Origin of the sequence: Pseudomonas sp. GM49, assembly GCF_000282355.1 — a bacterium.
In the GTDB taxonomy this organism is placed as follows: domain Bacteria; phylum Pseudomonadota; class Gammaproteobacteria; order Pseudomonadales; family Pseudomonadaceae; genus Aquipseudomonas.
In genome coordinates this window covers 1-26,666 of record NZ_AKJL01000332.1, presented here as the reverse complement: position 1 = coordinate 26,666, position 26,666 = coordinate 1, and the positions used below count along the sequence as shown (strand labels likewise).

At 61.4% G+C, this 26,666-nt stretch carries 22 protein-coding genes and 1 pseudogene; 13 read left to right on the top strand and 10 right to left on the bottom strand.

Features of this window, described 5'->3' with window-relative positions; all coding sequences use genetic code 11:
* On the bottom strand, window positions 1–1,044 hold the full coding sequence (locus tag PMI29_RS00840; protein WP_008004430.1) for a Rieske 2Fe-2S domain-containing protein: 1,044 nt from the start codon (window positions 1,042–1,044) through the stop codon (window positions 1–3).
* Window positions 1,045–1,190: 146 nt separating this feature from the next.
* Between PMI29_RS00840 and PMI29_RS00845 the strand changes: the two genes are divergently transcribed.
* From PMI29_RS00845 to PMI29_RS00860, 4 genes are all read left to right on the top strand, one after another.
* The gene (locus PMI29_RS00845) at window positions 1,191–2,030 is read left to right on the top strand and encodes an SDR family NAD(P)-dependent oxidoreductase (protein ID WP_008004427.1); all 840 of its coding nucleotides are present in this window, start codon (window positions 1,191–1,193) and stop codon (window positions 2,028–2,030) included.
* Window positions 2,017–2,943: an alpha/beta hydrolase gene (locus tag PMI29_RS00850; protein WP_008004425.1), complete on the top strand. Its 927-nt coding sequence runs from the start codon at window positions 2,017–2,019 to the stop codon at window positions 2,941–2,943. The genes PMI29_RS00845 and PMI29_RS00850 overlap by 14 nt, the downstream gene beginning before the upstream one ends.
* Window positions 2,940–4,055, top strand: a complete 1,116-nt coding sequence (locus PMI29_RS00855) for a 3,4-dihydroxy-2-butanone-4-phosphate synthase (RefSeq protein WP_008004423.1) — start codon at window positions 2,940–2,942, stop codon at window positions 4,053–4,055. The genes PMI29_RS00850 and PMI29_RS00855 overlap by 4 nt, the downstream gene beginning before the upstream one ends.
* A gap of 285 nt (window positions 4,056–4,340) precedes the next feature.
* Window positions 4,341–4,799, top strand: coding sequence for an REP-associated tyrosine transposase (locus PMI29_RS00860; protein WP_008004421.1), 459 nt, complete (start codon window positions 4,341–4,343; stop codon window positions 4,797–4,799).
* A 299-nt stretch (window positions 4,800–5,098) separates the two neighbouring features.
* Here the strand turns inward: PMI29_RS00860 and surE are convergent, their stop codons facing one another.
* From surE to PMI29_RS00875, 3 genes are all read right to left on the bottom strand, one after another.
* Complete coding sequence (gene surE, locus PMI29_RS00865; protein ID WP_008004420.1) at window positions 5,099–6,076, bottom strand: 5'/3'-nucleotidase SurE; 978 nt, start codon at window positions 6,074–6,076, stop codon at window positions 5,099–5,101.
* A 78-nt stretch (window positions 6,077–6,154) separates the two neighbouring features.
* Entirely contained in the window at window positions 6,155–7,534 is a 1,380-nt protein-coding gene (locus tag PMI29_RS00870) for a DUF1329 domain-containing protein (RefSeq protein WP_008004418.1), read from the bottom strand.
* 23 nt (window positions 7,535–7,557) lie between these two features.
* Entirely contained in the window at window positions 7,558–9,135 is a 1,578-nt protein-coding gene (locus PMI29_RS00875) for a DUF1302 domain-containing protein (RefSeq protein WP_008004416.1), read from the bottom strand.
* A 266-nt stretch (window positions 9,136–9,401) separates the two neighbouring features.
* Between PMI29_RS00875 and PMI29_RS00880 the strand changes: the two genes are divergently transcribed.
* The gene (locus PMI29_RS00880) at window positions 9,402–11,144 is read left to right on the top strand and encodes an FAD-binding protein (protein ID WP_008004414.1); all 1,743 of its coding nucleotides are present in this window, start codon (window positions 9,402–9,404) and stop codon (window positions 11,142–11,144) included.
* A complete protein-coding gene (locus tag PMI29_RS00885; protein WP_008004412.1) occupies window positions 11,141–12,019 on the top strand; it encodes an SDR family NAD(P)-dependent oxidoreductase in 879 nt (292 codons plus the stop codon). The genes PMI29_RS00880 and PMI29_RS00885 overlap by 4 nt, the downstream gene beginning before the upstream one ends.
* Before the next feature lie 287 nt (window positions 12,020–12,306).
* On the opposite strand, the gene PMI29_RS00890 is transcribed toward PMI29_RS00885, so the two are convergent.
* The 6 genes from PMI29_RS00890 to PMI29_RS00915 all read right to left on the bottom strand — a co-directional run bounded on the left by PMI29_RS00890 (window position 12,307) and on the right by PMI29_RS00915 (window position 19,004).
* Window positions 12,307–13,887, bottom strand: coding sequence for a FadD3 family acyl-CoA ligase (locus PMI29_RS00890; RefSeq protein WP_008004410.1), 1,581 nt, complete (start codon window positions 13,885–13,887; stop codon window positions 12,307–12,309).
* Between the two features lie 72 nt (window positions 13,888–13,959).
* Complete coding sequence (locus PMI29_RS00895; protein ID WP_008004409.1) at window positions 13,960–14,706, bottom strand: SDR family NAD(P)-dependent oxidoreductase; 747 nt, start codon at window positions 14,704–14,706, stop codon at window positions 13,960–13,962.
* A gap of 254 nt (window positions 14,707–14,960) precedes the next feature.
* The gene (locus PMI29_RS00900; protein WP_008004407.1) at window positions 14,961–16,043 is read right to left on the bottom strand and encodes a ferredoxin--NADP reductase; all 1,083 of its coding nucleotides are present in this window, start codon (window positions 16,041–16,043) and stop codon (window positions 14,961–14,963) included.
* Window positions 16,044–16,056: 13 nt separating this feature from the next.
* Window positions 16,057–16,812, bottom strand: a complete 756-nt coding sequence (locus tag PMI29_RS00905) for a glucose 1-dehydrogenase (RefSeq protein ID WP_008004405.1) — start codon at window positions 16,810–16,812, stop codon at window positions 16,057–16,059.
* Window positions 16,800–18,479, bottom strand: a complete 1,680-nt coding sequence (locus tag PMI29_RS00910; protein ID WP_008004404.1) for an FAD-binding protein — start codon at window positions 18,477–18,479, stop codon at window positions 16,800–16,802. The genes PMI29_RS00905 and PMI29_RS00910 overlap by 13 nt, the downstream gene beginning before the upstream one ends.
* 9 nt (window positions 18,480–18,488) lie before the next feature.
* The gene (locus tag PMI29_RS00915; protein WP_007976920.1) at window positions 18,489–19,004 is read right to left on the bottom strand and encodes a flavin reductase family protein; all 516 of its coding nucleotides are present in this window, start codon (window positions 19,002–19,004) and stop codon (window positions 18,489–18,491) included.
* 1,131 nt (window positions 19,005–20,135) lie between these two features.
* Between PMI29_RS00915 and PMI29_RS00920 the strand changes: the two genes are divergently transcribed.
* The 7 genes and pseudogenes from PMI29_RS00920 to PMI29_RS32145 all read left to right on the top strand — a co-directional run.
* Complete coding sequence (locus tag PMI29_RS00920; RefSeq protein WP_008004402.1) at window positions 20,136–21,320, top strand: acyl-CoA dehydrogenase; 1,185 nt, start codon at window positions 20,136–20,138, stop codon at window positions 21,318–21,320.
* Window positions 21,321–21,457: 137 nt separating this feature from the next.
* Window positions 21,458–22,579 carry an LLM class flavin-dependent oxidoreductase gene (locus tag PMI29_RS00925; RefSeq protein WP_008004400.1) on the top strand — a complete coding sequence of 374 codons (1,122 nt, stop codon included), beginning with the start codon at window positions 21,458–21,460 and terminating at the stop codon, window positions 22,577–22,579.
* Between the two features lie 792 nt (window positions 22,580–23,371).
* Window positions 23,372–23,731 carry a DUF6124 family protein gene (locus tag PMI29_RS00930; RefSeq protein ID WP_008004398.1) on the top strand — a complete coding sequence of 120 codons (360 nt, stop codon included), beginning with the start codon at window positions 23,372–23,374 and terminating at the stop codon, window positions 23,729–23,731.
* Between the two features lie 295 nt (window positions 23,732–24,026).
* Window positions 24,027–25,148 carry a peptidoglycan recognition protein family protein gene (locus tag PMI29_RS32780; RefSeq protein WP_238541705.1) on the top strand — a complete coding sequence of 374 codons (1,122 nt, stop codon included), beginning with the start codon at window positions 24,027–24,029 and terminating at the stop codon, window positions 25,146–25,148.
* A complete protein-coding gene (locus PMI29_RS00935) occupies window positions 25,145–25,432 on the top strand; it encodes a hypothetical protein (protein WP_008004394.1) in 288 nt (95 codons plus the stop codon). The genes PMI29_RS32780 and PMI29_RS00935 overlap by 4 nt, the downstream gene beginning before the upstream one ends.
* 239 nt (window positions 25,433–25,671) lie before the next feature.
* Window positions 25,672–26,562, top strand: a complete 891-nt coding sequence (locus PMI29_RS00940) for a VOC family protein (protein ID WP_008004392.1) — start codon at window positions 25,672–25,674, stop codon at window positions 26,560–26,562.
* Window positions 26,563–26,573: 11 nt separating this feature from the next.
* A pseudogene (locus PMI29_RS32145) lies at window positions 26,574–26,666 on the top strand (acyl CoA--acetate/3-ketoacid CoA transferase subunit alpha); the annotation flags it as partial.

The following is a 26,666-nucleotide window of genomic DNA, read 5'->3' as shown; positions in this document are numbered from 1 at the left end:
TCAGACCCGTTCGCTGGCGCGCACGACAAACTTCTTGTGCTCCGCCACATCCGCCGAGAGCGCCGCGACGTCGGTGTAGAACTGCTCGTACCAGCGGCGTAACTGGTAGACCGGACCGTCGCCGTCACACAGCAGCGGGTTGTCGACGCGAGTCTTGCTGTGCCAGATCGCCACGTCTTCGTAGAAGGCTGCCTGGGCCTGTTGCACGTAGGCCTTGGCCATCGCCTGGTTCTGCTCCTCGCTGAGCCCCGGGATCTTCTTCACCAGCACGCCGTAGCGCAGGGTGAAGCTGCCGAGGTCGATCGGCACGTGGCAGTTGAGCAGGATCGAATGGATCGGCTGGCCGTTCATGGCGCCGTTCATTTCGGTGATCTGATAGGCCGGGCCGAAGTAGGTGGCTTCGGTGGTCAACAGGCTGTCACCGGACAGACGCTCGCTGCGGGCACGCATGATCTGGGTCGCCAGGTGGCCTTCGAAGACGTTGATGAACTCATCAACCGGTGCACCGTGCACGGTGCCGAAGTGCGCCATGTCGGCGATGTTGTCGATCAGTTCGCGGCAGTTGGTGTCAATCTGCAACTCGGCGACTTCCCAGGAAGCCCACTCGTCGCTGAAGCAGGCGTCGATGCGCGGGATGCGTTGTTCCGGAAGCGGCGGGTTGCCTTCGGGGTCATTCCAGACGAACAGCAGCTGGTTTTCCTCCATGATCGGCCAGCTTTTGATTTTGGCTCGTGGCGGAATGCGTTTGGCGTAAGGGATGTCGTCGCAGACGCCGTCGGCGCCCCAGCGCCAGGCGTGGAACGGGCAGCGGATCGAGTTGCCTTCGACGCAACCGGTGCTGAGGTCGGCGCCCATGTGCGGGCAGTAGCCATCCAGAATATGCAGCTCGCCGTCTTCACCCTGGTACGCCACCAAACGGGTGCCGAACACCTCCAGGCGATGGGCCTTGCCGTCGCGGTATTGCGCGGCCAGGCCCAGGCAATGCCAGCCGCGGGCGTAGCGGTCTTCCAGTAATTTGGCTTCGATGCGGTGCAGGGTACTCATCTTATTATTCTCCCAAGGGATCACGGGGTTGGCGCATGTAAGGGATTCTGCCGGCCCTGTAAAAGCGGGCATCGTCTGAATGGACGATGGCTGCTTTAAGCAGGCCCGCTCTACTGGCGCCATTGGACCCATGGCAGGAGTTGGCGATGAGTAATGAACAAGGGCCGGTAGCGGTGATTACCGGGGCCGCCAGTGGTATTGGCCGTGGCCTGGCCGAACACGCGGCGACGCTGGGCATGCGCCTGGTGCTGGCGGATCGGGATGCAGCGGGCCTGCAAGCCCTGTGCGACGAACTGAAGGCCAGCGGTGTGCAAGCAATTGCCTGCGTCACCGATGTCGGTGATGTGACGCAGGTCGAGCGCTTGCGCGATCAAGCGGTCGCGCACTTTGGCGGGGTCGACCTGCTGTTCAACAACGCTGGGGTGATGCAAACCGGCTTCAGTTGGGAAATCACCGAGGCGCAATGGCAGCGTATGCTCGACGTCAACCTGAGCGGAGTGATCAACGGCATTCGCAGTTTCGTGCCGCTGTTGCTCAGCCAGGGCCGGGCGGCCCATGTGATCAATACCGCATCCCTTGCCGGGCTGGTCAGCAGCCCGCTGATGGCACCGTACAACGTGACCAAGCAGGCGGTGGTCGCGCTCTCGGAAACCCTGCATTACGAACTTGCCATGCTCGGTGCGCCGGTGTCGGTTTCGGTGCTGTGCCCGGGGCCGGTGGCCAGTGAAATCATGGCGTCGAACCAGGTGGTGGACACTGCCGGATCCGACTTCAGCCAACTGCTCGACAGCACCATTCGCCAGGGCATGACCCCAGCTGAACTGGCCGCGCAAGTGTTCGCCGCCGTCGCGCAAAAACGCTTCTGGATCCTGCCTCACAAGGGTTTCAGACCGGCCCTTGAGCGCCGGGTACAAAGCATCCTGGGCGAGACCAATCCGCAGTTTCAAATGGCCGACGTAGAGGACGATGCCCATGCCGCTCGATAAGCAGATCGCTGGGGTTCTCCAGCAATTTCGCGACCTCCCGGAACCCGATTTCAGCCAGGTCGATGCCGCTCAGTACCGGCAGTTCTCCGATAACCTGCTGCCGGCCATCCCCGGCGATCCGATGAGCGAGGTGCGCGATCTGAAAGTGGCCGGCGCGGACGGTGATCTGGACGCACGGCTGTACCGGCCATCGGAAGCGCCCGACCTGCCGTTGCTGGTGTTTTTCCATGGCGGCGGATTTGTCATGGGCAATCTCGATACCCACGACAATCTCTGCCGCTCGCTGGCCCGCCAGACCGAGGCGGTGGTGGTGTCGGTTGCCTACCGATTGGCGCCTGAACACAAATTTCCGGTCGCACCGCTCGATTGCTATGCGGCGACCTGCTGGCTGGTGGCGCATGCAGCCGAGCTTGGCTTCGATGGCGGCCGACTGGCCGTGGCCGGCGACAGTGCGGGTGGCAATCTGGCACTGGCGGTCAGCCAATTGGCGGCGCAACGCAAGGGACCGAAGATCAGCTATCAATGCCTGTTCTACCCGGTCACCGATGCCGGTTGTGACAGTCAGTCCTTTGAGGAATTCGCCGAAAGTTATCTGCTTTCCGCCAAGGCGATGCGCTGGTTCTGGCAGCAATACCTGCAAGAGGATGGACAAGCGGATGATCCGCTGGCCTCGCCGTTGCGAGCCGAAAGCCTGGCAGGCTTGCCGCCGACCACGTTGTTCACCGCCGGGTTCGATCCGCTGCGGGACGAGGGCGAGGCATTGGCCGAGTGCCTGCGCGAAGCCGGTGTGCCGGTGCGCGCGCAGCGTTACGAAGGCATGATTCACGGCTTTATCAGCATGACACCTTTTGTTGAAGCCGCAGCCCAAGCGTTGTCAGAGGCTTGCGCCGATCTGCGTGGAGCACTCCAATGAGCAGCCTGGCTTTCAACACAGTGCCGCAACTGATCGAGGCCATTGGTGCAGGTCACATGGTGGTGATCACCGACGACGAAAACAATGGCGAAGGCTCGTTGCTGATGGCCGCCGAACAGGCCGGGGCCGAGGCCGTCACCTTCATGGCGGTGCAGGCACGCGGGTTGATTTGCCTGGCCCTGACCGAGCAGCGCTGCCGCGCGCTGGGCCTGGACCTGATGGTGCCCAACTCCCGGGCGCAACACGGCGTGGGTTTTACCCGTTCGATCGAGGCGGCCACCGGGGTGTCTACCGGCATTTCGGCGGCGGACCGGGCGCGGTCGATCCAGGTGGCGGTCGACCCGGCCAGCGGCCCGGCGGACCTGGTGCAGCCGGGGCACATTTTCCCGGTGCAGGCCTTGCCCGGTGGCGTGATGCAGCGGGCCGGGCATGTCGAGGCCGCTTGCGACCTGACACGACTGGCGGGGCTGCAGCCGGCGGCGACCCTGGTGGGGATTCTCAACGAGGACGGCGAGCTGGCCCGTGGCGCCGAGTTGCATGAGTTCGCCCAACTTCATGGCTTGCGCATCGGCAGCATTGCCGACCTGATTCACTACCGCATCCTGCATGAAGGCACGATCGAGCGCGGCGACGAGTACCCGTTGCACACCCGCCACGGCGAGTTCCAGGTGACGACCTATCAGGACACCTACCAGGGCGCGTTACACCTGGCACTGGTCAAGGGGCGGATCGACAGCAGTCAGCCGGTGCTGGTGCGGGTGCAAAGCATCGAGACATTGCGCGACGTTCTGGGGTGTGAAAGCGAAGGCGGGTCGCAGCAGTGGACCCTCGAACGCTCGCTGGCGAGCATCGCCGCCGCCGGTAACGGCGTACTGGTGTTGCTGGCTCAAAAGGAAACCGCCGACGGCGTGCTCGAGCAGTTGCGCCAGCGTAGCGGCGGCAAGCTGCGTACGCCGCAGTTTCCGCAACGGACCCTGGGCATCGGCGCGCAGATCCTGCGCGACCAGAACGTACGAAAAATGCGCCTGATGAGTTCGCCGGTGCCGTACAAGGCCGTGTCCGGGTTTGATCTGGAGGTGACGGAGTTTGTGCCGTTTCAACCGGCAGGCTAGAGCCAACACAAAAATCTGTGGGAGCGAGCTTGCTCCGGGCGGCGTTCCGACGATGGCGGTGTGTCAGTCGACAACTATTTTGAATGTGCTGGCCTCATCGCGAGCAAGCTCGCTCCCACAGTAATTTCGGTTGTCCGCAGATTTTGCGTACACCCCCTCACCCTGTGGGAGCGAGCTTGCTCGCGATGGCTATCTATTGGTCACATCCAGTTAACAGTCGATCCCATGCCCAAACACTCACCGGTCTAGCCTTACTCCTGAATTCACCATGGAGAGGGCAAAGGAATGCCTGATTTACCTGCTTCATATCGTCTGCGCATCGGCCGCTATGCCGAGCCCAACAGGGTTTACCTGTTGACGAGCAACACGCTGAATCGAGAACCGGTCTTCAAGGATTTCGGTTTGGGCAGGCTGGTCGTTAAGCAATTTCAATTTGCACAGGAACAATACTGGGCGAACTCTTTGGCCTGGGTTGTCATGCCCGATCATTTTCATTGGTTGATCGAGCTGAAGCAGTGCTCTCTTAGCGAACTGATGCAAAAAACCAAATCATTGAGTACGCGGGCCGTGAACATGTCCGTCGGACGTAGAGGCAGTCTTTGGCAGCAGGGCTATCACGATCGGGCACTGCGGCGGGATGAGGACTTGGTGAAGCTGGCTCGATATGTCGTTGCCAATCCATTGCGAGCTGGGTTGGTTGGGAAGCTTGGCGATTATCCGCTGTGGGATGCGATATGGGTTTGATCCGGAACCGGGTTGCCGCCATCGTCGGAACGCCGCCCGGAGCAAGCTCGCTCCCACAGTAGATTTGGCTGTTCGCAGATGCTGCGTACACCTGATAACCCTGTGGGAGCGAGCTTGCTCGCGATGGCGGTGTGTCAGCCGACAACTATTTTGAATGTGCTGGCTTCATCGCGAGCAAGCTCGCTCCCACAATGTTTTTTGGATACCCGTAGATGTTGCGTACACCCGCTAACCCTGTGGGAGCTCGCTCCCACACTAATTTTGGGTTGTCCGCAGATGTTGCGTGCGCTCGCTTTGGCTTAAGGCTTGATGCTGCTCAACATCTTCCTCGCCTGATCCTGCACCGCCTGCGGTGCCGTCATGTTGCCGTCGATCACAGTGATCACTGCGTGGCCTTGCCACAGTTGATAGGCATCGGCCTTTTGCTGGGCTTGGGTCGGTGTCGACGGGGTGGTCAGGTTGACGTGGACCACGCCGTCGGTGCCGCGCTGGGCGGTGAAGTTCACCCGATCCCAGTTGCCTATCGGGGCAAAGCTCACGCCTTTGACTTCATCGGGTTTCAGGGGTGGGTAGTTGAGGTTCAGGCCGCTGACGCCCGGCAGACCGAGCACATTCAAATCACACTGATGTTTGTTTCTGGCGCAGGCCTGTTTGGCTTCGGTGCCGGCCAGGCTCGCCTGCTCTATGACCTTCACGGCAAAACGCGCCGTGTCATCCATGGCGCCGAGGGTCTTGCGGTAGCCGGCCTGTTGGTCGCGGATGATCAGGTCCATGTCGATACCCGTGGACACCGCCACCGCCGCAATCCCCTTGAACATCGCCCGCACAGCCGCGTTGAGAGTGCCGGACATCTGCGTCAGCGGGCCGACGTTTTCGCCAAAGTTGCTGCCGGACACCACCAGGTCTGGCGGCGAGTCCTTGAGGATCACGTCGAGGCCGACGTTGACTGCATCCACCGGCGTGCCAATGGCGGAAGTCTTGCCGGCGGGCGGGGCGTAGCCTTCCGGCGGCCCGACGCAAAAGCGCCCCGGCGCCAGCTCGGTCACCGCCAGGGCCTGGCCGGGTACGACCACGCTGGCGGCACTGATGCCGCTGCTGTCGTTCAACGGGCCGACCAGGGTGACCTTGTGCCCGGCCGCGGTCAGGGCGCGGTACATCGCATCGATGCCTGGAGCGCGGCAGCCATCGTCGTTGGTCAGCAGGATGTTCAGGGCGTTGGCTTGCATCGACAGGCCAACGCTGGCCATGGCGATGATGCCGGTGAGAAGTTTGTTCATGGGAATTCTTCCGTGGAAGGAGCGAATTTTACAAAGCATGACGCCCCGACCGAATGAATCGGTCGGGGCGTCATGGGTTTAGCGGGTGCCGAGTTTGCGCAGGTTGCCAGGGGTGAATTCGTCGTCGGTGAAGGCGGTGGCGTTGAGCTTGGCCGGTTTCTGATTGACCAGCATGCGGTCAACCAGGTAAGAGCCGGCGATCAGGTCGTGGTAGATACCGAGGCGAGCGTGGTAGCGCTGCATCTCGTAGGCGTAGATCGAGGTCTGCATGTTGGTGCGCCACAACTGGCCACGGCTGTCGTAGTTGTCGGCCATGGTCGCGGACCAGGTGTCCTCGTCCAGGTACATCACGCGCTTGGCGTAAACGTGGCGGGCACCTTCCTTGAGGTTGGCCTGCAACACCCAGACGCGGTGTTTCTCGTAGCGCATGTACTGCGGATCGACGTGGCCGGTGGTGTCCAGGATCTGGTCGGTTGTTATGCTGGGGTCGTCGATCTTGTAGTTGTGGTACGGGATGTAGATTTCCTTTTTACCGACGATGGTCCAGTTGTAGCGGTCCGGCGCACCGTTGAACAAGCGGTCTTCGTCGTACACGCGAAAACCTCCAGCGCCGGTTGGTGAGTCATAACCCACGGTCGGCGCGCGACGTACCCGGCGTTGGCCCGGGCTGTACTGCCAGGCCTGGCGCGGGGAGGCAGTCGGGTTGATGAACTCGTGACCGACCACGATCTCGCCTTTCTTGCGTACCGGTTCCAGTGTGGTGATCATGAAGTGGGTGAACACACCGTTGGCGGTATCCAGGGTTTTGTCCGGGGTCGACCAGATCGAGAAGATCTTGTAGTCGACCTCTTCCAGTACCTTTTCCTTGTTGGAGTACACCACTGCCTGGCCGTAGTTGGCCTCTTCAGTGCTGGCGCGCCCCTGCAAGGTATGGTTGAACATCAACTCGCTGCCGTTCTTCGGGATCGGGAATGGCGAGGCACCCCAGGCGTTTCTGGTGTCGTTGTTGTCATTGTCGAGTTCGGCAGTGACGGCGTTTTTCTTGACCTGGTCTTCCAGGCGCTGATCGAGGCGGAAGTCGCGGTGGCTCGGGTACACCGGGATCTTGAACGTATCAGGGTAACGCTTGAGCAGCGCTTTCTGGCCATCGGTCAGGTTATCGGCGTACTTGTCCATGTTCTTCGAATCGATCACGAACAGCGGTTTTTCCGCGGCGTACGGGTCCGGATACGGGGTGCCGGGGCCGGCGTATTTGAGTCCCGGTGGCAGACCACGCCATTTGCCGGTCCAGGCCGGGATGCTGCCGTCGGCGTTGCCGGCTTTTTCGGCGCCCATCGGGGTCAGGTCCTGGCCCAGGCGGGCGGCTTCTTCGGGGCTGACCTTGGCGTAGGCCAGGCCACTGCCGAGCAGGCCGACGGTCAGCGCCGTGCTCAATAATGTTTGGGTGAATCTGGACATGCTGTGCTCCTCCGACAGGGGAATCAGAACCGGTACTTGAAGTTGAGCGCGACGTTGTCGCGGTCAGCCAACGGGCTGTTGTTGGCATTGCCGAGGTAGGCGTTGTAGCGGGCCTCGACGGTGAAGTTGCCCAGGTAACGCCAGGAACTGCCGATACTGGCGCGGTTATCGTTCTGGCCAGCGTTGATCGAGCCGACCATCGAGCTGTCGCCGTGGGCGGCGGCGCTGAAGGTGACAGGCACCGACATGTCCCAACCGCTGAACACGTCGTTGTAGTCAAAGTTCGCCTGCACCGTGTAGCCCCAGGCATCGCGGTCATAGACCAGGCTGTCGGTGCCCGGCAGCGCGAAGCCAGGGGCCAGGGTCACTGGCTGCGACTTGTCGTTGCTGATCACGGTGTTGTAGACCACCTCACCGGTCAGGGTGGTGTTGTCGGCGAAGGAGGTCGGGCCGAGCACGTAGATCATTGACGTTTGCGCTTGTACGGTCTTGCCACGCACGGGGCTGGAGAAACCGTTGTCGACCATCACCGGCGTACCGTCGCGGTAGCTGACTTCACCGGCCCAGCTGACGTCACCCAGCACGGTGGCGAAGCTCGCGCCGAACAGGTCGATGTTGTCGAAGTAGCGCACCTGGTAGCGTCCCAGGGTCGAGGCGAAGTCCAGCGACGGGGTCTTGTCGTGATAGCGCGAGTAGTAGATGCCGAACTCGGTGTTGTTCAACGACTCGGCGGCGTAGGTGAAGGCCAGACCGTACTGGCCGCTGTCGCTCGGCTTGTCGTCCTTGAGGCGGGTGACGAATCCGGAGGCGTCGTTGAAGCCGCCCTCATCGATGAAGTCGGTGGTGGAGAAGTAACTACCCACGCCGAACAGCTCGGTTTTCTCCCACTTGTATTGGTAGTAGGCCTGGATACCCAGGCTTTCGGTCAGGGCGAACTGGGTGAACAGTTGGCCGACCGGCAGCAGGATTTCCTTGACCTCGACACCGGGGGTAGTCGCCTTGGTCGCGTCCACCGGGCTCTGGGCCGCGGAAATACCCGGATAGAACAGGCTTTCACCCCAGCTCACCACCTGGTTGCCCAGGCGCGCGTTGAGGGCATGGCCGCTCACGTCCCAGTTTCCATAGGCGTAGTAGTCGAGCATGCGCAATTCATTGCGATGCTGGTCGATGGTGTCCTGGGAGAAACGGTCGGGTTTGCTGCAATGGCCGCCGGCGAAGCAGTTCGAGGTGCCGGTGGTGTTGTCGTTGTCCTGATCGTAGACGTTGTCGTAGAAACCGGTTGCCCGGACAAACACGCCGTAGTCGTCCTGCCACTTGATGTTGGCTTCGGTGAGAAAACCACTGCGATTGTTGATCAGGCTGCCTTTGTCGAAGGCGTTGTCGCCGTCGTTGCCGTTGGCATTGGCGGTCAGCTTGTGATCGCGAGACTCGGTCCGCCAGGCGAGGCTGTAGGTCAGTGTGGTGTCCCAATCGATGCTCAAGTCTTCGCTCGGCTGAAAGCTCATGGCGTTAACGTGAGCGCTTAATCCGCCAGCCAGCAACAGCAAAGCCAGCTGTACGCGAGGGTGCTGTGTTGGTGGGGCGATTATTGTTTTTATCATGTCGTCCTCATGGCCCAGGTCAGACCTGCCCGACCTGCATTTCAGGGGGGTGATTGGTGCTGTGGGCGACTATGGAGTCACGACTTGCACGCAACATCGTCCAAGCGGACTAAGCGATTTGTACGGGGCGACCACAGTCCAGGCCTTAGTCTTTTCGGACGATGAACACCGGGCGCGTGCGGCCAACAATCCCGAGACCGACTGCACCGGGCGAAGATCCGGCGGTGGCGGTTTCTGCCTGATGGGCGCTGAGCAAGGGTGATCGCATGAACGCTGCCGGGATCAAATGGGACGAGTGCTGTGATGTATTGGTGATTGGCTCGGGAGCCGGTGGCATGACCGCTGCGCTGCGCGCCCATGACCTGGGCCTGAATGCGCTGCTGATCGAAAAGAGCGGCGAGTACGGCGGCACCTCGGCAGTGTCCGGCGGCGGGATATGGATCCCCAACAACCACCGGATCAACGCCATCGGCGGCAGTGATTCGGCGGCCGAAGCGATTGCCTACATCCGCGCAGTGACCCATGGCGAGATTGACGACGGGCGCATCGAAGCCTATGTCGAACACGGCCGGGAGATGGTCGAGTACCTGGAAAAACACACCCGCGTGCGCTTCGAGGCGCAACCGCGCTACGCTGATTACTACCCGGAAGTCGCTGGCGGAAAACCGGGTTATCGCTCGATGGATCCGCAACCGTTTGACGCCGCCGAACTCGGCGAAGAATTCCTGCGCATGCGCGCGCCGTCCCCCGGCACCCTGATGATGGGGCGCATGGCGATGACCATGAAAGAGGCGCAAGTGCTGCTGTGCCGTGGCCCCGGCTGGTTGCGCCTGACCCTGCGGGTGATGTGGCGTTACTGGCGTGATCGCGAGGGTCGACGCTTGTCTCGCCGTGACCGCTTCCTGACCCTGGGCAATGCCTTGATCGGTGCCTTGCGCTGTTCGTTGCAGGATCGCGGCAAATCGCTGTGGCTCAACTGTGCACTCGAAGAACTGCTGCTGGTCGGCGACCGGGTCGGTGGTGCGCGGGTCAATCGCAACGGTCAGCTGCTCAACGTCAAGGCGCGCTACGGGGTGATCGTTGCCGCCGGTGGTTTCGAGCGTAATCAGGCGATGCGCGAGCAGTATCTGCCGCAGCCGTCCCAGGCGAACTGGAGTGCCACGCCGCCCAACAATACCGGCGACGGCATTCGCGCCGGCCAGGCCATCGGCGCGCGAACCGCGTTGATGGAACACAGCTGGTGGGCGCCGACCACTTACGTCAAGGGCGAAGAAAAACAGCGTGCGCTGTTCGTTGAACGCACCCTGCCGGGGTGTGTGATGGTCAACGCGGCGGGGGAGCGTTTCGTCAACGAGGCCGCGCCTTATACCGATATTGTTTACGCGATGTACGCCAACCACCGCGAAGGCGCCGCGAGCGTGCCGTGCTGGATGGTGTTCGACGCCGAGTTCCGGCGCAAATACCCGTGCGGCGCCTTGCTGCCGGGTTATGCCCAGCGCGATTGGCAATTGCCCGAACATCTGCGCGACTACTTCCACAAGGCGTCGAGCCTGGAGGAACTGGCAACGAAAATCGGCGTCGACGGCGCCGGACTTGTCCGCACCGTGCAGCGCTTCAACGGCATGGCCGTGCAGGGTATCGACGAGGATTTCCACAAGGGCGAATCACTGTTCGACCGCTACTACGGCGACCCGAACGTGCAACCCAATCCATGCCTGGCACCGTTGCTCAAGGGACCGTTCTACGCCGTGCGCATCGACGCCGGCGACATCGGCACCAAGGGTGGCTTGCTGACCGACGTGCACGCCCGCGTGCTGCATGAAGACGGAGAACCGATCAGCGGCCTGTACGCCATCGGCAACAGCGCCGCCTCGATGATGGGCCGCACTTATCCAGGTGCCGGTTCGACCATCGGCCCGGCCATGACCTTCGGGTACCTGGCAGCCAATCACATCAAGCGCCAGAGCGAAACCGCTTCGGCGAAAACCTTGTTCGGGAGTGTCGAATGAATCAGCCACGTCAACAGATTGCTGTCGTTACCGGTGCCAGTCGCGGAGTGGGCCAGGGCATCGCCTTGGCCCTCGGGGCGGCCGGCATGATCGTGTACGTCACTGGCCGCGCCCCGGCGCAGGGCGGGTCGAAATTGTACGGACATGCCTTGCGCGGCTCGCTGGAGGACACCGCCGCCGCGATCACCGCCGCCGGTGGGCGCGGTATCGCGGTGGTCTGCGATCACGCCGATGACGCGCAGGTCCAGGCGCTGTTTGCCCGAGTAGAAGCCGAGTGCGGGCATCTGGATTTGCTGGTGAACAACGCCGCGTTCATTCATGACCAGTTGATCGAACCCGGACCGTTCTGGGCCAAACCCCTGGACCTGGTGCGCATTCTTGACGTCGGTCTGCGCTCGGCCTATATCGCCAGCTACTACGCCGCGCCGCTGTTGCTGAAAAGTGCCCAAGGGCTGGTTTGCTTCACTTCGTCATTCGGCGCCGGGTGCTACATGCATGGTCCGGCGTACGGTGCGCAAAAGGCCGGGGTCGACAAACTGGCGGCGGACATGGCGATCGATTTCGAAGGGCAGGGCGTGGCGGCGTTGTCGTTGTGGCTCGGCCCGCAACTGACCGAGCGCACGAAGATTGCCGGCGAACAGCATGGCGAGCAGTACCAGGCGTTTCTCGCCCATGCCGAAACCCCGCAATTCAACGGGCGGGTGATTCATGCCTTGCTCAATGATCCGCAGTTGATGGCGTTGTCCGGACAGACCCTGATCACCGCCGAAATCGCCCCTGGCTACGGCATCAGCGAAGCCGAAGGCCGTCAGCCACCGTCTCACCGCGCCATGCTCGGCGACCCTCGCCAGCAGCATCCGGCGCGGGTGGTCTGACTAATCGGCAAAACTCAAAAAACTGTGGGAGTGGGCTTGCCCTTGATGAGGCCGGCAAAGCCAGCATTGATGTTGGCTGACACTCCGCTATCGCGGGCAAGCCCGCTCCCACAGTTGATCAGTGTCGGACACGAAATCTGTGTGAATCCTCAAATCCTGTGGGAGCGGGCTTGCCCGCGATAGGGCCAGGTCAGTCAACATGGATGTTGAATGTTCTGCCGCCATCGCGAGCAAGCTCGCTCCCACAGAGGTAGTTGTCGACTGAAAAAATGACTGAGTGACCTAAGTCACTCAATCCCCGCTTCAGCCCACTCGCGCAACACATTCTTCGTCACTTTGCCCGCCGCATTGATCGGCATGCTCTGCAGCACCTGCACCCGGCGCGGCACCTTGTAGTTGGCCATCTGCTCACGGCACCAGGCGAGGAATCGGGTTTGCTCGATGTCCATCCCGGGGGCGGGCAGCAGGAACGCCATCGCCACCTCACCCAGACGCTCGTCAGGAATGCCGATCACCGCGGCCTGGGCCACGCCCGGATAGGTCAGCAGGCACTGTTCGATCTCCGCCGGGTACACGTTGAAGCCACCGGTGATGAACATGTCCTTGAGGCGGTCGGTGATGCGCAGGTAACCCTGTTCGTCGAGCATGCCGATGTCGCCGGTGTGCAGCCAGCCGTCGGCGTCGAGAATCTCCTGGCTGGCTTCGGGGTTGTTGAGATACCCCTGCATCAGGTTGTAGCCGCGAATCTGCACTTCACCGGGAATGTTCGCCGGCTGGCTGCGACCACTGTTGCCGACACAGCGTACTTCTACCCCCGGCATCGCCCGGCCGCTGGTGTTGGCGACCAGTTCCGCAGAGTCGCCGGCGCGGCAGATCGTGGCGAAACCGCAGACTTCCGTCAGGCCATACGCGGTGACGATGGTGGCGAAACCCAGTTCGTCGCGCATGCGGTGGATCATCTCCACGGGAATCGCCGCCGCCCCGGTTACCGCCACGCGCAAGGAGCTGAGGTCGAACTCGCTGCGCTGCGGATGGGCCAGCAACGATTGATACAGCGTCGGCGGCCCGGGCAGCACGGTGATGCGTTCGCGCTGCACGCATTCGAGCACGGCCTGCACGTCGAACACTTGCTGCGGCAGGAGGGTGCAGCCACGCATCAGCGCTGCCAGCCAACCGGCCTTGTAGCCGAAGGAATGGAAGAACGGATTGACGATCAGGTAGTGATCGCTTTCGCGCAGCCCGACGATGTCGCTCCAGTCGCGCACGATGCGCAGGTTCTGGCCGTGGCTGGTCATCACGCCTTTGGGCTTGCCGGTGGTGCCCGAGGTGAACAGCACGTCGGACAAGGCCTGCGGGCCAACGCTCTGTTCGCGGGTGCGCAGGGCCAGGTGCGGCACGTCGGTCCCCAGGTCCATAAACCGCTCCCAGGCCAGGGTGCCCGCATTGGCGCCGCGCATGCTGACGATGTGGCGCAGTGCGGGCAGGTCTTCCGACGCCAGCATGCCGGGGTAGTCCGCGCCGAGGAATTCGCCGATGGCAAACAGCACACAGGTGCCGCTTTCGCGCAGGATGTAGCCGGCCTCGCTGCCCTTCATCCGGGTATTGAGCGGTACCAGAGCGGCGCCGACACTTTGCAGGGCGCCGGCGGCAACGATCCATTCCCATACGTTGGGCGCCCAGATCGCCACGCGGTCCCCGACCTGTACGTCGAGGGCCAGCAGTGCGCGGGCAGCCTGGCGGCGCAGTTGGTCCAGTTGTCGGTAGCTGATGACGTGGCCCGCGTCCTCAATGGCCGGGCGGTCGCCGTAGGCCTGGGCAGCGTTGGCGAACAGTTGAGCGATGGTCAGTGCGGTGGCGACAGGCGGCATGGGGCCTCCCCGGTTAGAAGACAAGTACGAAAAAGGGAGTAGGCCGGGCAGGGCGCCCGGCCGGATTGCGAATTACTGGGCGGGCGGGGCGAAACGGCGACCGGCGGAGAAACCACCGTCCACGGCGATCATCTGGCCGCTGACAAAGGACGCTTCGTCCGAGGCCAGGAACAGCGCGACGTTGGCCACTTCTTCCGGTTGCCCGGAGCGGCTGAGCATGTGCTGCGAGGCGAAAAACGCGTGGAACGCGTCATTGTCACGGACCATGCTGGTCATCGGCGTTTCGATCAGGCCCGGGCACAGGCCGTTGACGCGAACGTTGGCGTAGCCGTAGTCGATGGCCATCGAGCGGGTCAGCTGGTTGATGCCGCCCTTGGATACGTTATAGGCCACGTTGCCGTCGCAGCCCTGCAGGCCGAAGATCGAACCGACGTTGATGATCGAGCCGCCGCGTTGCGACACCATCGATTCCAGCGCGTATTTGCTGGTGAGCATGCTGCCGGTCAGGTTGATGTCCATCACCCGTTGCCAGCTGGCGGTGGTGGTCTGGGTCACGCTGCCCTGGTCGGCGACGCCGGCGGCGTTGACCAGTACGTCGATGCGCCCGAAGCGGCTGATGACTTCTTGCATGACCTGCTGCACCTGCGCTTCGTCGCGCACGTCCAGGGTCATGAACAGGCCGGGAAAGTCTGCCGGTGCACTGCCGATGTCCAGCCCGACCACTTGCGCGCCTTCGGCAGCGAAACGGCGCACGCAGGCCAGACCGATACCCGAAGCGCCGCCGGTGACCACCGCGATCTTATTCTGCAAACGAGCCATAACTGCACCTCTTTTGTTGTTGTGGGCTAATGCTGGGGTCGAGTCTAACTGCAGACTTGGCCTGAGTGATCGTCCAATGAGACTAAGGCGACAAAGCCCCGGCCACGCAATGTTGGCCAGTCAAAAGCAACCTGTGGCGAGGGGGCTTGCCCCCGTTGGGCTGCGAAGCGGCCCCAAAATCTTAAAGCGACGACTGCTTCGCAGCCGAACGGGGGCAAGCCCCCTCGCCACAGGTACAGTGTTTGTCTTGAATATCAATCCGGGAATTTCAGGCGTACCCGGGCACCCGTCGGGCGGCTCTGGCAGGCCAGTGTCCAGCCGTCGGCCAGTTCCTTTGGCGTCAGCACGTCGTTGCGCGCCAGTTGGGTTTCACCTTCCTTGACCACGCACATGCACGCGCCGCAAAAGCCTTCTTCACAGGACGATGGCACGTCCAGGCCGGCGGCCTTGCAACTTTGCAGCAGGGTGTCACCGGGTTTGCAGGTAATTTTGTGTTGCTGGCCATCGAGTTCGACGATCAGCGCTTCGCATTGCGATTGCATGGCCGCGGCTCGCGCCACGGCTTCTTCGGCCAACAGTTCATCGGGGTCCGGTGGCGAGACGAAACGTTCGACATGGATCCGCTCGGCCGCTTCGCCCAGTGCCAGCAGCGTGCGCTCCACGGTGTCCATGAACGGCCCCGGCCCGCAGATGAAGTAATCACCGCCGGCCGATCCGCGCAGCAGATGACGGACCTGATGGTCCGTCAGGAAACCCTGCACCGAGTCGAGGACGTGCACCACGTGCAGTTGATCAGGATGCGCCTTGATCAACCGGCACAGCTCGTCCTTGAAAATCACCGATGCTTCATCGCGGTTGGCGTAGATCAATTTGATCGGCCGCCGGCTGCTGTGCAGCACCGATTTGAGAATGGAAAACACCGGGGTGATACCCGAACCGCCCCCGAACAAGACCAGGGGCTTTTCGGTTTCCGCCTGCGGGCTCAGGCAGAAATGCCCGGCCGGTGGCAGCACTTCCAGCCAGTCGCCGACCTGGACTTCGTTCATCCAGTTCGACACCCGCCCACCGTCAACCCGTTTCACCGTGACCTTGGGCAGTGCGTCCGCGAGGGGCGAGCTGGCCATGGAATAGCAGCGGGTCAACAGTTTGCCGGCCAAGGGCACGCGAAAACTCAGGAACTGGCCCGGTTTGTAGCGAAAGCGCTCACGCAGGTTTGGCGGTACGTCCAGCACCAGCGAGCGCGCATCAGCGGTCTCGTCGATCACCGCGCACACTTGCAATGAGACGCTTGCCGCCGTCGATTCAGCCGGAGTCAGGTTCTGTTGTTGCGTGCCCATGTTCACCTCGGCCTCAGAGCCCGCTGATCAGTTGGGCGTTGTCGACGCGGATCTCGGCACCGTTGACGAATCGCGACTCGTCGGCGGCGAGGAACAGCACCACATTGGCAATGTCCCGTGGCGCGGCCATGCGGTTCATCGGATCCTGGTCCAGTGCTTCCTGCGGGATCGGCTGACCACCGGCCAGGGCCTGGGTCATCGGCGTGTTCACGCCATCGGGGTGCACGCTGTTGCAGCGGATGCGGTAGCCCTGCTGCTTGCAGTGCAAGGCAATGGAGCGGGTCATCGCCGCCACTGCGCCTTTGGATGCCGAGTAAGCGCAGAACATCGGCATCGCGCCCAACGCGGCCACCGACGACATGTTGATGATCGAGCCGCCACCGGTTTCCTTCATGGCCTGGATCGCGTACTTGCAGCCGAGGAAGTAGCCTTCGCCGTTGATCTTCTGCACCTTCTGCCACAGCTCAAGGGTGGTGTCCTCGATGCTGCCCACCGCCAGGATCGCGGCGTTGTTGACCAGTACGTCGAGGCGGCCGAAGTGTTCCACGGTGGTCTTGACCACGTGTTGCCAGTCGCTTTCGCTGGCGATGTCGTGGCGGATGAACAGCGCGTTGGCGCCGATTTCCGCAGCGGCCTGGCGACCGGCCTCTTCATTGAGGTCGGTCAGTACCACTTTGGCGCCTTCGCGGGCCAGCAGCAGGGCGTCTTCGCGACCGATGCCGCTGGCGGCGCCGGTGATGATGCAGACTTTGCCTTCTACACGTTGCATTGTTGTTCTCCTGATCGTGCGGTTTGAAGTGCGAATTGGTCGGCCACGTGGGCAGCAGCCCTGCGACCGGAATAGATGCAATCGGCCAGTGACAGGCCGGAGACATACAGGTTGGAGGCGACCCCGACCGCGTTGCGGCCGGCGCTGTACAGGCCGTTTATTGGCTGGCCGGCATGGTCCAGCACCCGACCGCTGGCCTCGCAGACTTTCAACCCGCCCAGGGTGATGACCGGGCAGGGGAAGAGTTTGCTGGCGAATGAAAGATCGAGGGCGTACCACGGGCCCTGGTCGAGGTTGGCGAGCATCGCCGCGGATTTGCCGAACTCGTCGGCCAATTCGCCTCGCGCCGCGCGGCTGTAACGTTCGACGCTCTGACGCAGCAGTTCCGGCGGCAGATTGCAGCGTTTGGCCAACCCGGCCAGGCTGCTGCTGCGTTTGGCGTTGAACAGCAAATTGAGCAGCACCGGCAGGCGCTGGAAATTCCACACTTTGCCGGGGCCTACCTGACCGAGTGCTTCTCGAACCAGCGCGCGGTTGAGCACCAGAATGGCGCGACCGTCCTGTTCTTCGACCATGGCGTGGCCGAGGGTCGCGCCGTAGATTTCTTCGTTGGCGTAACGTTGTCCGCGGGCATTGACGATCAGCCCGCGGGCCCAGGCCAGTGGCGGGTTGATGAAACGCCAGGCGCTGACCTTGTGCATCCGCGCCACGCTGCCACCGGCGCTTTGGCCCAGGGCGATGCCGCTGCCGTTGCACCCGGTGGCGCCCAGCGGCAAACCGGCCAGGTACTGCGGCGCGTGCTGGCGCACCAGTTCGCGATTGAAAATAAAACCGCCGCTGCTCAGCAACACCGCCTGCTCGGTACGAATCAACTGGCGTATGGCGCTGGTCTGTTCGATATGGCGCTGACGGGCGCGCAAGCGGTCGGCCAACGCCGGAGCGTACATATGAAAGGCCGCGGCCCAGCGCGACAGACGTGAATGTTGTTTGGCTGCGCGGCTAGCCGACGGCAACTGCCAGGCTTCGACGCCGATGACCTTGTCGTCTAGGTCAAGCACCAGCCGCCGCACTTCGCACTGGCTGCGCAGGCGTGCGCCGTGGCGCAAGGCGCTGGCCTTGAGCGGGGCGAACAGACTGGCGCCGGACATGCCCGGGCCTTTGGTACGATGGCCGCGGGGCGCCGGCTTGGCGCTGGCGGCATAGGCCGGTACGGCTTCGTTGCCCGAGTAATAAAGGTAGTACTGGTCGCTCGGGTACGAGGTCTTGTGCGGCGGTACGCTGGCTTCGAAGGCCGCGCCTTGTCGCTCCAGCCAGGCCAGTTGCTCGCGGCTGCCTTCGCAGAAATCCCGTAGCGTCTCGGGGCTGACGGCCTCGCCAACTTCCTGTCGCAGGTAATTGAACATCGCCTCGCTGGTGTCTTTATAACCAGCCTGACGCTGATACGGCGTACCGCCGCCGGCGTAGACCACGCCACCGCTGAGTGCCGTGGCGCCGCCGCCTTCGAAGCGATCCAGTGCGAGCACCGACAGGCCGCGAGTGCTGGCTTCGATAGCGGCACAGGCGCCGGCTCCGCCAAACCCGACGATCAGCAAGTCGCAGCGGTCATCCCATGGCAACTGGTCGGCGCTGTTCACTCGCAACGCCGTCAACCGGTTCAGGCTGTCCATGTTCGGGCCTCAGCCAGCCGCAGCGAGAGAAGGTGCTGGTTTGGCGGTGGTGGTGTAGCTGCCGTCGAGGTAGACCAGCGGGGTGATGGCGTCAGTGGTGTGGATCTGCAGGATGCGTCCGATGAACACGGTGTGGGTGCCGTAGCTGAAGTGGCCGTCCTGACGGCAGAGGATCGCCGACTGTGCGTCACCCAGGTAAGGGATGCCGCCGGGGCTGGTCAGCCAGTTGCCACGGTCGAAGCGTGCTTCACCCTTTATCGCGCCGCTGCACAGGTTGGCCAGGTCTTGTTGTTCTACGCCGAGGATGTTCACGCAGAAGTCCGCGCCGGTCGCCAGTGCGGCGTGGGGTGAGGCGGTCTTGTTGACGCAGATCAGCAGCGATGGCGGTTCGGTGCTCAGGGAATCGACCGCGGTGGCGGCCATGGCGAAGCGTTCGGAGCCGTTGCTGGTGCTGATAATGGTGACTGACTTGGCCAGGCGGCGCATGGCCTGGAGCATGTCGGCTTTGAGGTTGGCGTCGTTCATCGCACTGGGCCTTTTTGTTGGTTGGGGAGTGCGATGGATTCTTGCTCTGGTGTCTATCTGGAACATCGTCCGAGGGGACTAGGCTTGGGGGGCGTGGTACATATCCGTTGCTGCGGTAACGGCGGCTTATGGTTCCGCTCTTACAGCGGGTCACTTTTGGCAAACGCCCAAAAAGTAACCAAAAGGTCTCGCCCCTGACGTACGGCCCCTCGCTTAGGCTCGGGGTTCCTTCGCTCCGGCATTCATCCGGGGGCATCGCCTCCGGTCGGCTTCGCTCGACCTCCTCTCGATGTGTTCGGCTACGCCGAACGGCGCTGCGCGCCCACCCCCCGGATGAACGCCTCCGCTCAGCCTGCCGAGGGGGCGGGTGGATCAAGATCAAGAGCTGCAGGCGAGCTAACGCTCGGCCTGATGAGTGGTGAAGAACGTGGGGGTATGCCGATCTGCCGTTGCTCTTCTGTAGGAGTGAGCCTGCTCGCGATGGCGGCCTGACAGCCGACCTGGTATTTGCAGATGTCCGCAATCCCTGTGGGAGCTGGCTTGCCTGCGATGGCGGCCTGTCAGCCGACCAATTTCTTCCGAATGTACCCGGCCCAACTGTAGGAGCGAGCCTGCTCGCGATGACGGCCTGCCAGCCAACCAATTGCTTGCAGATGTACTCAGTACCTGTGGGAGCGAGCTTGCTCGCGATGGCGGCCGGCCAGTCGACCAGGTACCGCACAGACGAACGTCCCCAATAACCAGGCCGGCCGGTAGGCCGCCTCGGGTGCCGTAAGGGCGGAACCATAAGCCGCCGTTACCGCAGCAACGGATATGTACCCCTACAAAATAATCATCGCCTGATACATAGCCATCGCGAGCAAGCTCGCTCCCACAGGGATCTTCCGTGGCCACAAGTCCTAAGTAAAACCTGAGATCCAATGCGGCAGCGAGCCTGTCCGCGAAGACGGCCTGTCAGCCAACACGCCCCCTTGCAGATACCCCCCAGATACCTGTTCCCCAAAACCACATGGTCCGTTTGAGGGATGTCCACTCTGTTGCGCATTGCTTGAATGCCAGTGTAGGGGCGCTACACCCGCCCCGTTGCACGCGCGCCCCGGCGGATGGGGTGAACAAAGGAGAACAATAAAAATGCTCAATCAAGACCTGATTCGCCAGCGTCTGAGCCAACGTGCCCGCGAGCTGGTGCCGATCCTGCGTGAGCGCGCCCTGAACGCTGCGCAAGCCGGCCAGTTGCCCGAAGAAACCCTGAAGGATTTCCAGGACGCCGGGTTCTTTCGCATCCTGCAACCGTCCCGCTGGGAAGGCTATGAGCTGGAGCCCAAGGATTTCTTCGAGGTACAGATGACCCTCGCCGAAGGCTGCATGTCCTCGGCCTGGGTGCTGGGGGTGGTGGCGATCCACAACTGGCAACTGGCGCTGTTCGACGACCGCGCCGCGCAGGATGTCTGGGGTAGCGATTCCAGCGTGCTGATTTCGTCTTCCTATATGCCGGTGGGTAAGGTCGAGCGGGTCGAAGGTGGCTTCAAGTTGAGCGGCCGCTGGGGCTTTTCTTCCGGCAGCAAGCATTGCGACTGGGTGTTCCTTGGTGCGCTGGTGCCGCCGGCAGAGGCGGGTGGGGCGCCGGATTATCGGACGTTCCTGGTGCCGCGCAGTGACTATCAGATTCTCGACAACTGGAATGTCATGGGCCTGGAAGCCACTGGCTCCCACGACATTCTGGTGGAGAACGCTTTCGTGCCGGAGTACCGCACCCATCGCGCGTTCGACGGTTTCATGCAGAACAGCCCGGGCAACGAGGTGAACACTGCACCGTTGTTCCGCCTGCCGTTCGGGCAGATTTTCGTGCGTGCGGTTTCGTCGTCCGCCATCGGTGCCCTGCAAGGCGCGGTGGATCAGTTTGTCGAGCACAACCGTGCGCGGGTCGGAGTCAATGACGGTCGCAAAATGGTTCAGGATCCGGCCGCGCAATTGGCGCTGGCCAACGCCATGGTCTGCGTCGATGAATGCAAGACCGTGCTGCTGCGCAACTTCGCCCTGATGCTTGAGCGCGCGCAGAAGGGGGAGCCGTTGAGCATGCCCGAGCGAGTGAAGATGCGTTACGACTCGGCGCTGGTGGCCGACAAGTGCGCCAAGGCCGTTGGCGACCTGATGTTCAACAGCGGTGCTTCGACGATCTTCCGCAGTCATGCGATCAACCGTGCCTTCCGCGACATTCACACCGGTCGCGCCCACGTCGCCAACAGCCCGGCCAAGTACGCCTGGAACCTTGGCGGCGTCAGCATGGGCCAGGACAGCAACGACTTCTTCCTCTGACGCGATGCCCGGCTCTTTACCTATAAATCGGCTAGTCCGTTTGCGTGATTCGAGCGCCCCGTCGATGCACGAGCATTGACGGTAAGGCGAAGGTCTACGGCGCCGACTGCGCATCCAAATAAGCACAAGGATCACCCATGAAATTTTCCCTGATTTACGAAGCCCAGACGGTGGACTCCAGCCGTGAAGGCGACCGCAAGATTTTTGAAGACACGGTCGAACAGGCCGTACTCGCCGACAAGCTTGGCTTCGACACTTTCTGGTGCGTGGAACACACCGCGCTGAGCAACTACTCGCACATGTCCGCGCCGGAAACCATGCTGGCTTTCGTGGCCGGTAAAACCGAGCGTATCGGCATCGGCCACGGCGTGGTCTGCCTGCCTCCGGCGATGAACCACCCGGTGAAAGTCGCCGAGCGCATCGCCACCCTCGATCTGCTGTCCAAGGGCCGTGTGCATTTCGGTGTGGGCAAGGGCGGCACCCAACAGGAAGCCGGCACCTTCGGCTACGACCTGGCGACCTTGCAGCCGCAGATCGACGAGATGATGTACCTGATCCCGAAAATGTTCGTGCAGGATGAAATCGAACACAACGGCGACTTCGTGCAGATCCCCAAGCGTCCGATCCATCCAAAGCCTTACCAGGATCCGCACCCGCCGATGTACCTGGCATGCACCAACACCGAGTCGCTGAAAAACGCCGGCGGTCGCGGCATGGGCGCGCTGGTGCTGGGCTTCGGTGGCCCGGAAGAGATCGCCAAGAAGGTCGAGGTGTATCACACGGCCTACGAAAACCGCGATGAGAAGAAGCAAGTGGGCTTCCGTCCAAACCGTCACATCGCCGCGCTGTGCCCGGCCATCGTGCTGGAAGACAACGCAGAAGCGCGCCGCATTGGCATCCGTGGTCAGCGTTACTTCATGGAATCGTTGGGCTACTGGTACGGCGGTGGCGAGCGTCCGGACCCGGAGAAGTGGAAAGACGACACCTTCGTCGACGGCAACGGCCAGAGCGTGATCAAGTCGCGCTTCGCCTCCGAAGAAGTCAGCGTCGATTTCTCCGACCCCACCATGGCGATGATGAACCCCAACCACGCCTACGGCACCGTCGAGGATTGCATCAATTATGTGCAGCGCTTGATCGATGCCGGCGCCGACGAAATCCTGTTCATCTGCCAGATGGGCACCGTGCCGCAGTGGGCGCAGCTGGAGACCCTGAAGAATATTGGCGAGAAGGTGATCCCGCATTTTCGCAAGGGTTGATGCCCGGACGAAGCTAGCCGGTTAACGAATGTTCTCCATTCGGACCGAACCTGTGGCGAGGGGGCTTGCCCCCGTTCGGCCGCGAAGCGGTCGCAAAACAGGGCTGCACGGTTTTTCAGACATTCCGAGTCGCCCGGTCTTGGGACTACTTCGTAGTCCAACGGGGGCAAGCCCCCTCGCCACAGGAAGTAGCACAAGGCAATTGATCGCTTGTGTCTCAGGCCTGGCACGGACGTCAGGCCAACTTTCCAACGGGTCCCCAAGGCCCGTTTTTTTATGCCTGCCGGATAGGGCATTGACCACTGCATACCCCCTGTGGGAGCGAGCTTGCTCGCGATGGCGGTCTTACATTCAACATCGATGTTGACTGGTATGGCCCCATCGCGAGCAAGCTCGCTCCCACAGGTTTTGGGGACAGCTCCAGCTACCGGTTTGGCCTTTGATCAGCGCCTGTTTAACGGCTGTCAGTGTTACTTGATGAAAGCTACAACGCCTTGCGTCGTTGCCTACAGGTACGCCAGAATCCGCCGGCTTGTGCGCTTTGGACCCCCTCGGTAACTTGATTCGCGTCACTGCCAATCAGTGATCGGGTTTAGTCGCCTGTGGTTACACGAAGCGTGCATGCGTTCCAGAGAGTCAGGTCATTTCATGTCTGCGCTTGATGGTAGCTGTGCGCAGGGCGCTCTCGGGCGCGCCGGTTTCGTGTCTCCCCGGTCGACTAACCTGCGTACAGCTGCCACCCCCTTGTTTGGTCGCAATTGGGTGACGGCTCCAATATCTGGAGACGGAATTATGATCAAGCCTTCACCTAATCCCCCGGAAGCCGATCCGGCATCCCCGAACGAACCCGATTCCAAAAAACTCAACGAAGCCGCCGAGCGAGCCCTCGCTTACCACTTCCCCTCAACAGCCGACATCAAAGCCACCCCTCGAACAATCAGCACGCTGTTCAGCGTCGACCCCGGGGCCACGACCGAAACCCTGGTGGTCTATCTGGTCGAGACCCTGGCCTCGGTCGATGTGATGGTCCATCAACTGGTGGATCATCTGGAGGGCGGTGACCGCAATGCCCTGTTGGGCATTTCCAACAGCGTCATGCTCGCCGAGATCACCGCGAACCGTGTACTCGATCAAATCGACCCGCCTACATAAACCCGCAACACCACTTACCCCTGTGGGAGCGAGCTTGCTCGCGAAGAGGTCAGCACAGTCAACATTGATGTTGAACATCAGGCCGCCTTCGTCGGTTCACCGCCCGGAGTAACCTCGGTCCCACAGGTTCTGCGGCAAGGTCAAAATGGCGCAGTCTCAGCGACTATTCCTACAGGGATTTCTGCGCCTTGACCGAGTGGTCTATAGGGCGTTTATTCTGCCGTCCTCAACAAGGAAATCGACGCCCATCAATGTTGTTGGAACGCGTCGTTATTATGGAGGATGGTGTATGAGGATGCGCCTTATTCGTCAGCAAGACCGCGAGCGTCAAGGTATAGGTTTCAATCAAATCGAATCGCCATTCTTTGCCAAGTCCATGGTACGGCAGGCGCTTCTGAGCCGCCGCGACGAGGTCTTGGGGCTGGATGATTTTTTGCATGCTCATGGCCGTTCGCGTGGTCGGCTGTTGTACGACGATATGCAGCGAATACTGACTACCGTGGAAAACGGCGATTGGCTGTTGGTCCGCAGTGAACCTTTCAGCCCGTTGAGTGAAGACTCGACAGGCAGGTATTCACGCATCGGAATGCGTCGGCGAGCGGGATCGCAGGATTATCCTCTTGCCGTACCTGCCGCTCAACGCAAGCCATCGTTGCCAAAAGCCAAGCCAGTAGCAAGCTCGCTACCTCAAGAGCGATCAAAAATGGCTCAACAATTTGCTTTTAAGGCAAGGGCGACCGAAGTCAATCCCTACGATCCAGCAACCCTTACTACCATTACTGTCAACGATAGAGCTGCGATCAGAGAAGCAATCATTAGGCTCGCCCGAAAAAATGGTCATGAATTTGTAGAAAGATCGTCCTGGGGAGCTCATGAAGCAAAAGGCGAAATGGTTGATGACTGGGACTACTCGATGATCGCACTTCACCATGCAGGTAGAAGTGTGGGCTGTGGTTTCGGCGCAGGACAAATGCTTGCGATTCAGAGCGAGCATCAGGCTAAATTTGATGACATCGGTTACCACTATGGCATCGACTGTATGGGTAAAGTCTTTGAGGGACGGGACATCCGGTTCAAAGGCTCAAACGTACGTAACTACAACACAGGTGTTATTGGCATCGTTTTGCTGGAAAACCTGACAACCGCAGAAGAAGGTGGCGATATGGTTTCTATTGCCCGTCAGGCTCTTGAAACCATGCATGGCAATATGGACCAGAAAATCCCTGCCGTACAAATCGACGCGCTACTGAACTTGATTCAAGCTCTGACCAGTGTTTTCAGGGTGACTACTTTGGGTGGGCACCGTGAATTCCCCATGCAAGCCGGCGAAGGAAAAATTTGCCCTGGCAACATCGGGATGGACCTGGTGAGAATCCTTCGAATCAAAACCCAACTCATGCAACCACCTTCATCATGAAGCCGCTGCTTATTATTTTTCCGATCGCACTCTTCGCTTTCCTCTACATTGGCTTTTACGAAAAGATGGAAGACGCTTACCCGGAAAAAGTATTCTTCATCAAGAAAAGTCCGACACTTCAGATGAAGTTTGAAAATATTTTCGCGTACGAATCAGATGACAAAAAATTGAGTGAGCTAAGCGATACGGAGCGACAGCTGGTCATCCAGTACTGCAAGTATCGGTTAGGTATAGCTACGACTTTGAAAAGCCAAAACGAGCTTGAAGAATGTAAGAAAAGATAAGTTTCATACCTCTGAACCTTCCTCAAGCGGGCCTGTATGGCCCGTTTTTTTAGCCTGCACCAATGCCCTGTGGGAGCAAGCTCGCTCCCACAGGTTTTTCATGTTCCGCGCCATCAAATCCGCTAGTCCCATTGGACGATGTTGCCCCTCCCCGAACCCGCTTGAATAGGCCCTACATAAAGTCTCCCCCGGCAGTCGCCGAAGGGCGGCACCGCCTGAGAAAAACGAGGAGTGCATCCATGGATATCCGTGGTCTGGGTTACGTCACCCTGCTGTCCAGCGACCTGGCGCAATGGCGTCACTACGCAAGCCAGGTGCTGGGCATGATGGTCAGCGGCGACGATGAGCTTTTGTACCTGAAAATGGACGAGCGCCATTACCGCATCCTGGTGCAGAAAAATGCCGACAACGGCTTCGGTGCCTGCGGCTGGGAAGTGGCCGGCAAGGCGGCGCTGGAACAGGCAGTCCTCGATCTGCAACAGGCCGACGTGCAAGTGACCCGTGGCACCACCGTCGAGGCCGAATTGCGCAAGGTTCAGGAACTGGTGCACTTCAGTGATCCGGATGGCAATCGCCACGAACTGTTCTGGGGACCGCTGCAGGACTTCGCCCGTTTCGTCTCGCCGGTCGGCGTCAAAGGTTTTGTCACCAACGACCTTGGCATGGGCCACGTGGTGTTGCCGGCGCCAGCCTTCGAACGCTGCCGCGACTTCTACGAACAGGTGCTCGGTTTCGGCCTGTCGGACCTGATGAAAGTCCGCTTCACCCCGGACCCGGCCGAACCGCAAAAGCGCATCCACTTCCTGCACTGCAACAACGGCCGGCACCACTCGCTGGCGATTTTCGAGTGCCCGATGCCCCACGGCTGCGTACACATGATGGTCGAGGTCAACGCGCTGGACGAAGTCGGTCGCGCCCTGGACCGCGTGCACGCCAACGGCGTGAAGCTTTCGGCCACCCTCGGCCAGCACACCAACGACCAGATGATTTCTTTCTATATCAAGACCCCGTCCGGGTTTGACCTGGAATACGGCTGCGATGGCCTGGTGGTCGACTGGGATCGCCACACACCGTTCGAAAGCACCGTGGTCAGCCACTGGGGCCACGACTTCAGTGTCGGTCGCCAATGAGGAACATGACGATGGACAAGCAAATGAGCACCGCCGAGATCGTCGGCCAACTGCGTGATGGCATGACCATCGGTATCGGTGGCTGGGGCCCGCGCCGCAAGCCG

Coding starts and splice junctions, on each gene's coding strand:
- PMI29_RS00840 (WP_008004430.1), bottom strand. CDS start 1,044: ATGAGTACCCTGCACCGCATCGAAGCCAAATTACTGGAAGACCGCTAC.
- PMI29_RS00845 (WP_008004427.1), top strand. CDS start 1,191: ATGAGTAATGAACAAGGGCCGGTAGCGGTGATTACCGGGGCCGCCAGT.
- PMI29_RS00850 (WP_008004425.1), top strand. CDS start 2,017: ATGCCGCTCGATAAGCAGATCGCTGGGGTTCTCCAGCAATTTCGCGAC.
- PMI29_RS00855 (WP_008004423.1), top strand. CDS start 2,940: ATGAGCAGCCTGGCTTTCAACACAGTGCCGCAACTGATCGAGGCCATT.
- PMI29_RS00860 (WP_008004421.1), top strand. CDS start 4,341: ATGCCTGATTTACCTGCTTCATATCGTCTGCGCATCGGCCGCTATGCC.
- surE (WP_008004420.1), bottom strand. CDS start 6,076: ATGAACAAACTTCTCACCGGCATCATCGCCATGGCCAGCGTTGGCCTG.
- PMI29_RS00870 (WP_008004418.1), bottom strand. CDS start 7,534: ATGTCCAGATTCACCCAAACATTATTGAGCACGGCGCTGACCGTCGGC.
- PMI29_RS00875 (WP_008004416.1), bottom strand. CDS start 9,135: ATGATAAAAACAATAATCGCCCCACCAACACAGCACCCTCGCGTACAG.
- PMI29_RS00880 (WP_008004414.1), top strand. CDS start 9,402: ATGAACGCTGCCGGGATCAAATGGGACGAGTGCTGTGATGTATTGGTG.
- PMI29_RS00885 (WP_008004412.1), top strand. CDS start 11,141: ATGAATCAGCCACGTCAACAGATTGCTGTCGTTACCGGTGCCAGTCGC.
- PMI29_RS00890 (WP_008004410.1), bottom strand. CDS start 13,887: ATGCCGCCTGTCGCCACCGCACTGACCATCGCTCAACTGTTCGCCAAC.
- PMI29_RS00895 (WP_008004409.1), bottom strand. CDS start 14,706: ATGGCTCGTTTGCAGAATAAGATCGCGGTGGTCACCGGCGGCGCTTCG.
- PMI29_RS00900 (WP_008004407.1), bottom strand. CDS start 16,043: ATGGGCACGCAACAACAGAACCTGACTCCGGCTGAATCGACGGCGGCA.
- PMI29_RS00905 (WP_008004405.1), bottom strand. CDS start 16,812: ATGCAACGTGTAGAAGGCAAAGTCTGCATCATCACCGGCGCCGCCAGC.
- PMI29_RS00910 (WP_008004404.1), bottom strand. CDS start 18,479: ATGGACAGCCTGAACCGGTTGACGGCGTTGCGAGTGAACAGCGCCGAC.
- PMI29_RS00915 (WP_007976920.1), bottom strand. CDS start 19,004: ATGAACGACGCCAACCTCAAAGCCGACATGCTCCAGGCCATGCGCCGC.
- PMI29_RS00920 (WP_008004402.1), top strand. CDS start 20,136: ATGCTCAATCAAGACCTGATTCGCCAGCGTCTGAGCCAACGTGCCCGC.
- PMI29_RS00925 (WP_008004400.1), top strand. CDS start 21,458: ATGAAATTTTCCCTGATTTACGAAGCCCAGACGGTGGACTCCAGCCGT.
- PMI29_RS00930 (WP_008004398.1), top strand. CDS start 23,372: ATGATCAAGCCTTCACCTAATCCCCCGGAAGCCGATCCGGCATCCCCG.
- PMI29_RS32780 (WP_238541705.1), top strand. CDS start 24,027: ATGCGCCTTATTCGTCAGCAAGACCGCGAGCGTCAAGGTATAGGTTTC.
- PMI29_RS00935 (WP_008004394.1), top strand. CDS start 25,145: ATGAAGCCGCTGCTTATTATTTTTCCGATCGCACTCTTCGCTTTCCTC.
- PMI29_RS00940 (WP_008004392.1), top strand. CDS start 25,672: ATGGATATCCGTGGTCTGGGTTACGTCACCCTGCTGTCCAGCGACCTG.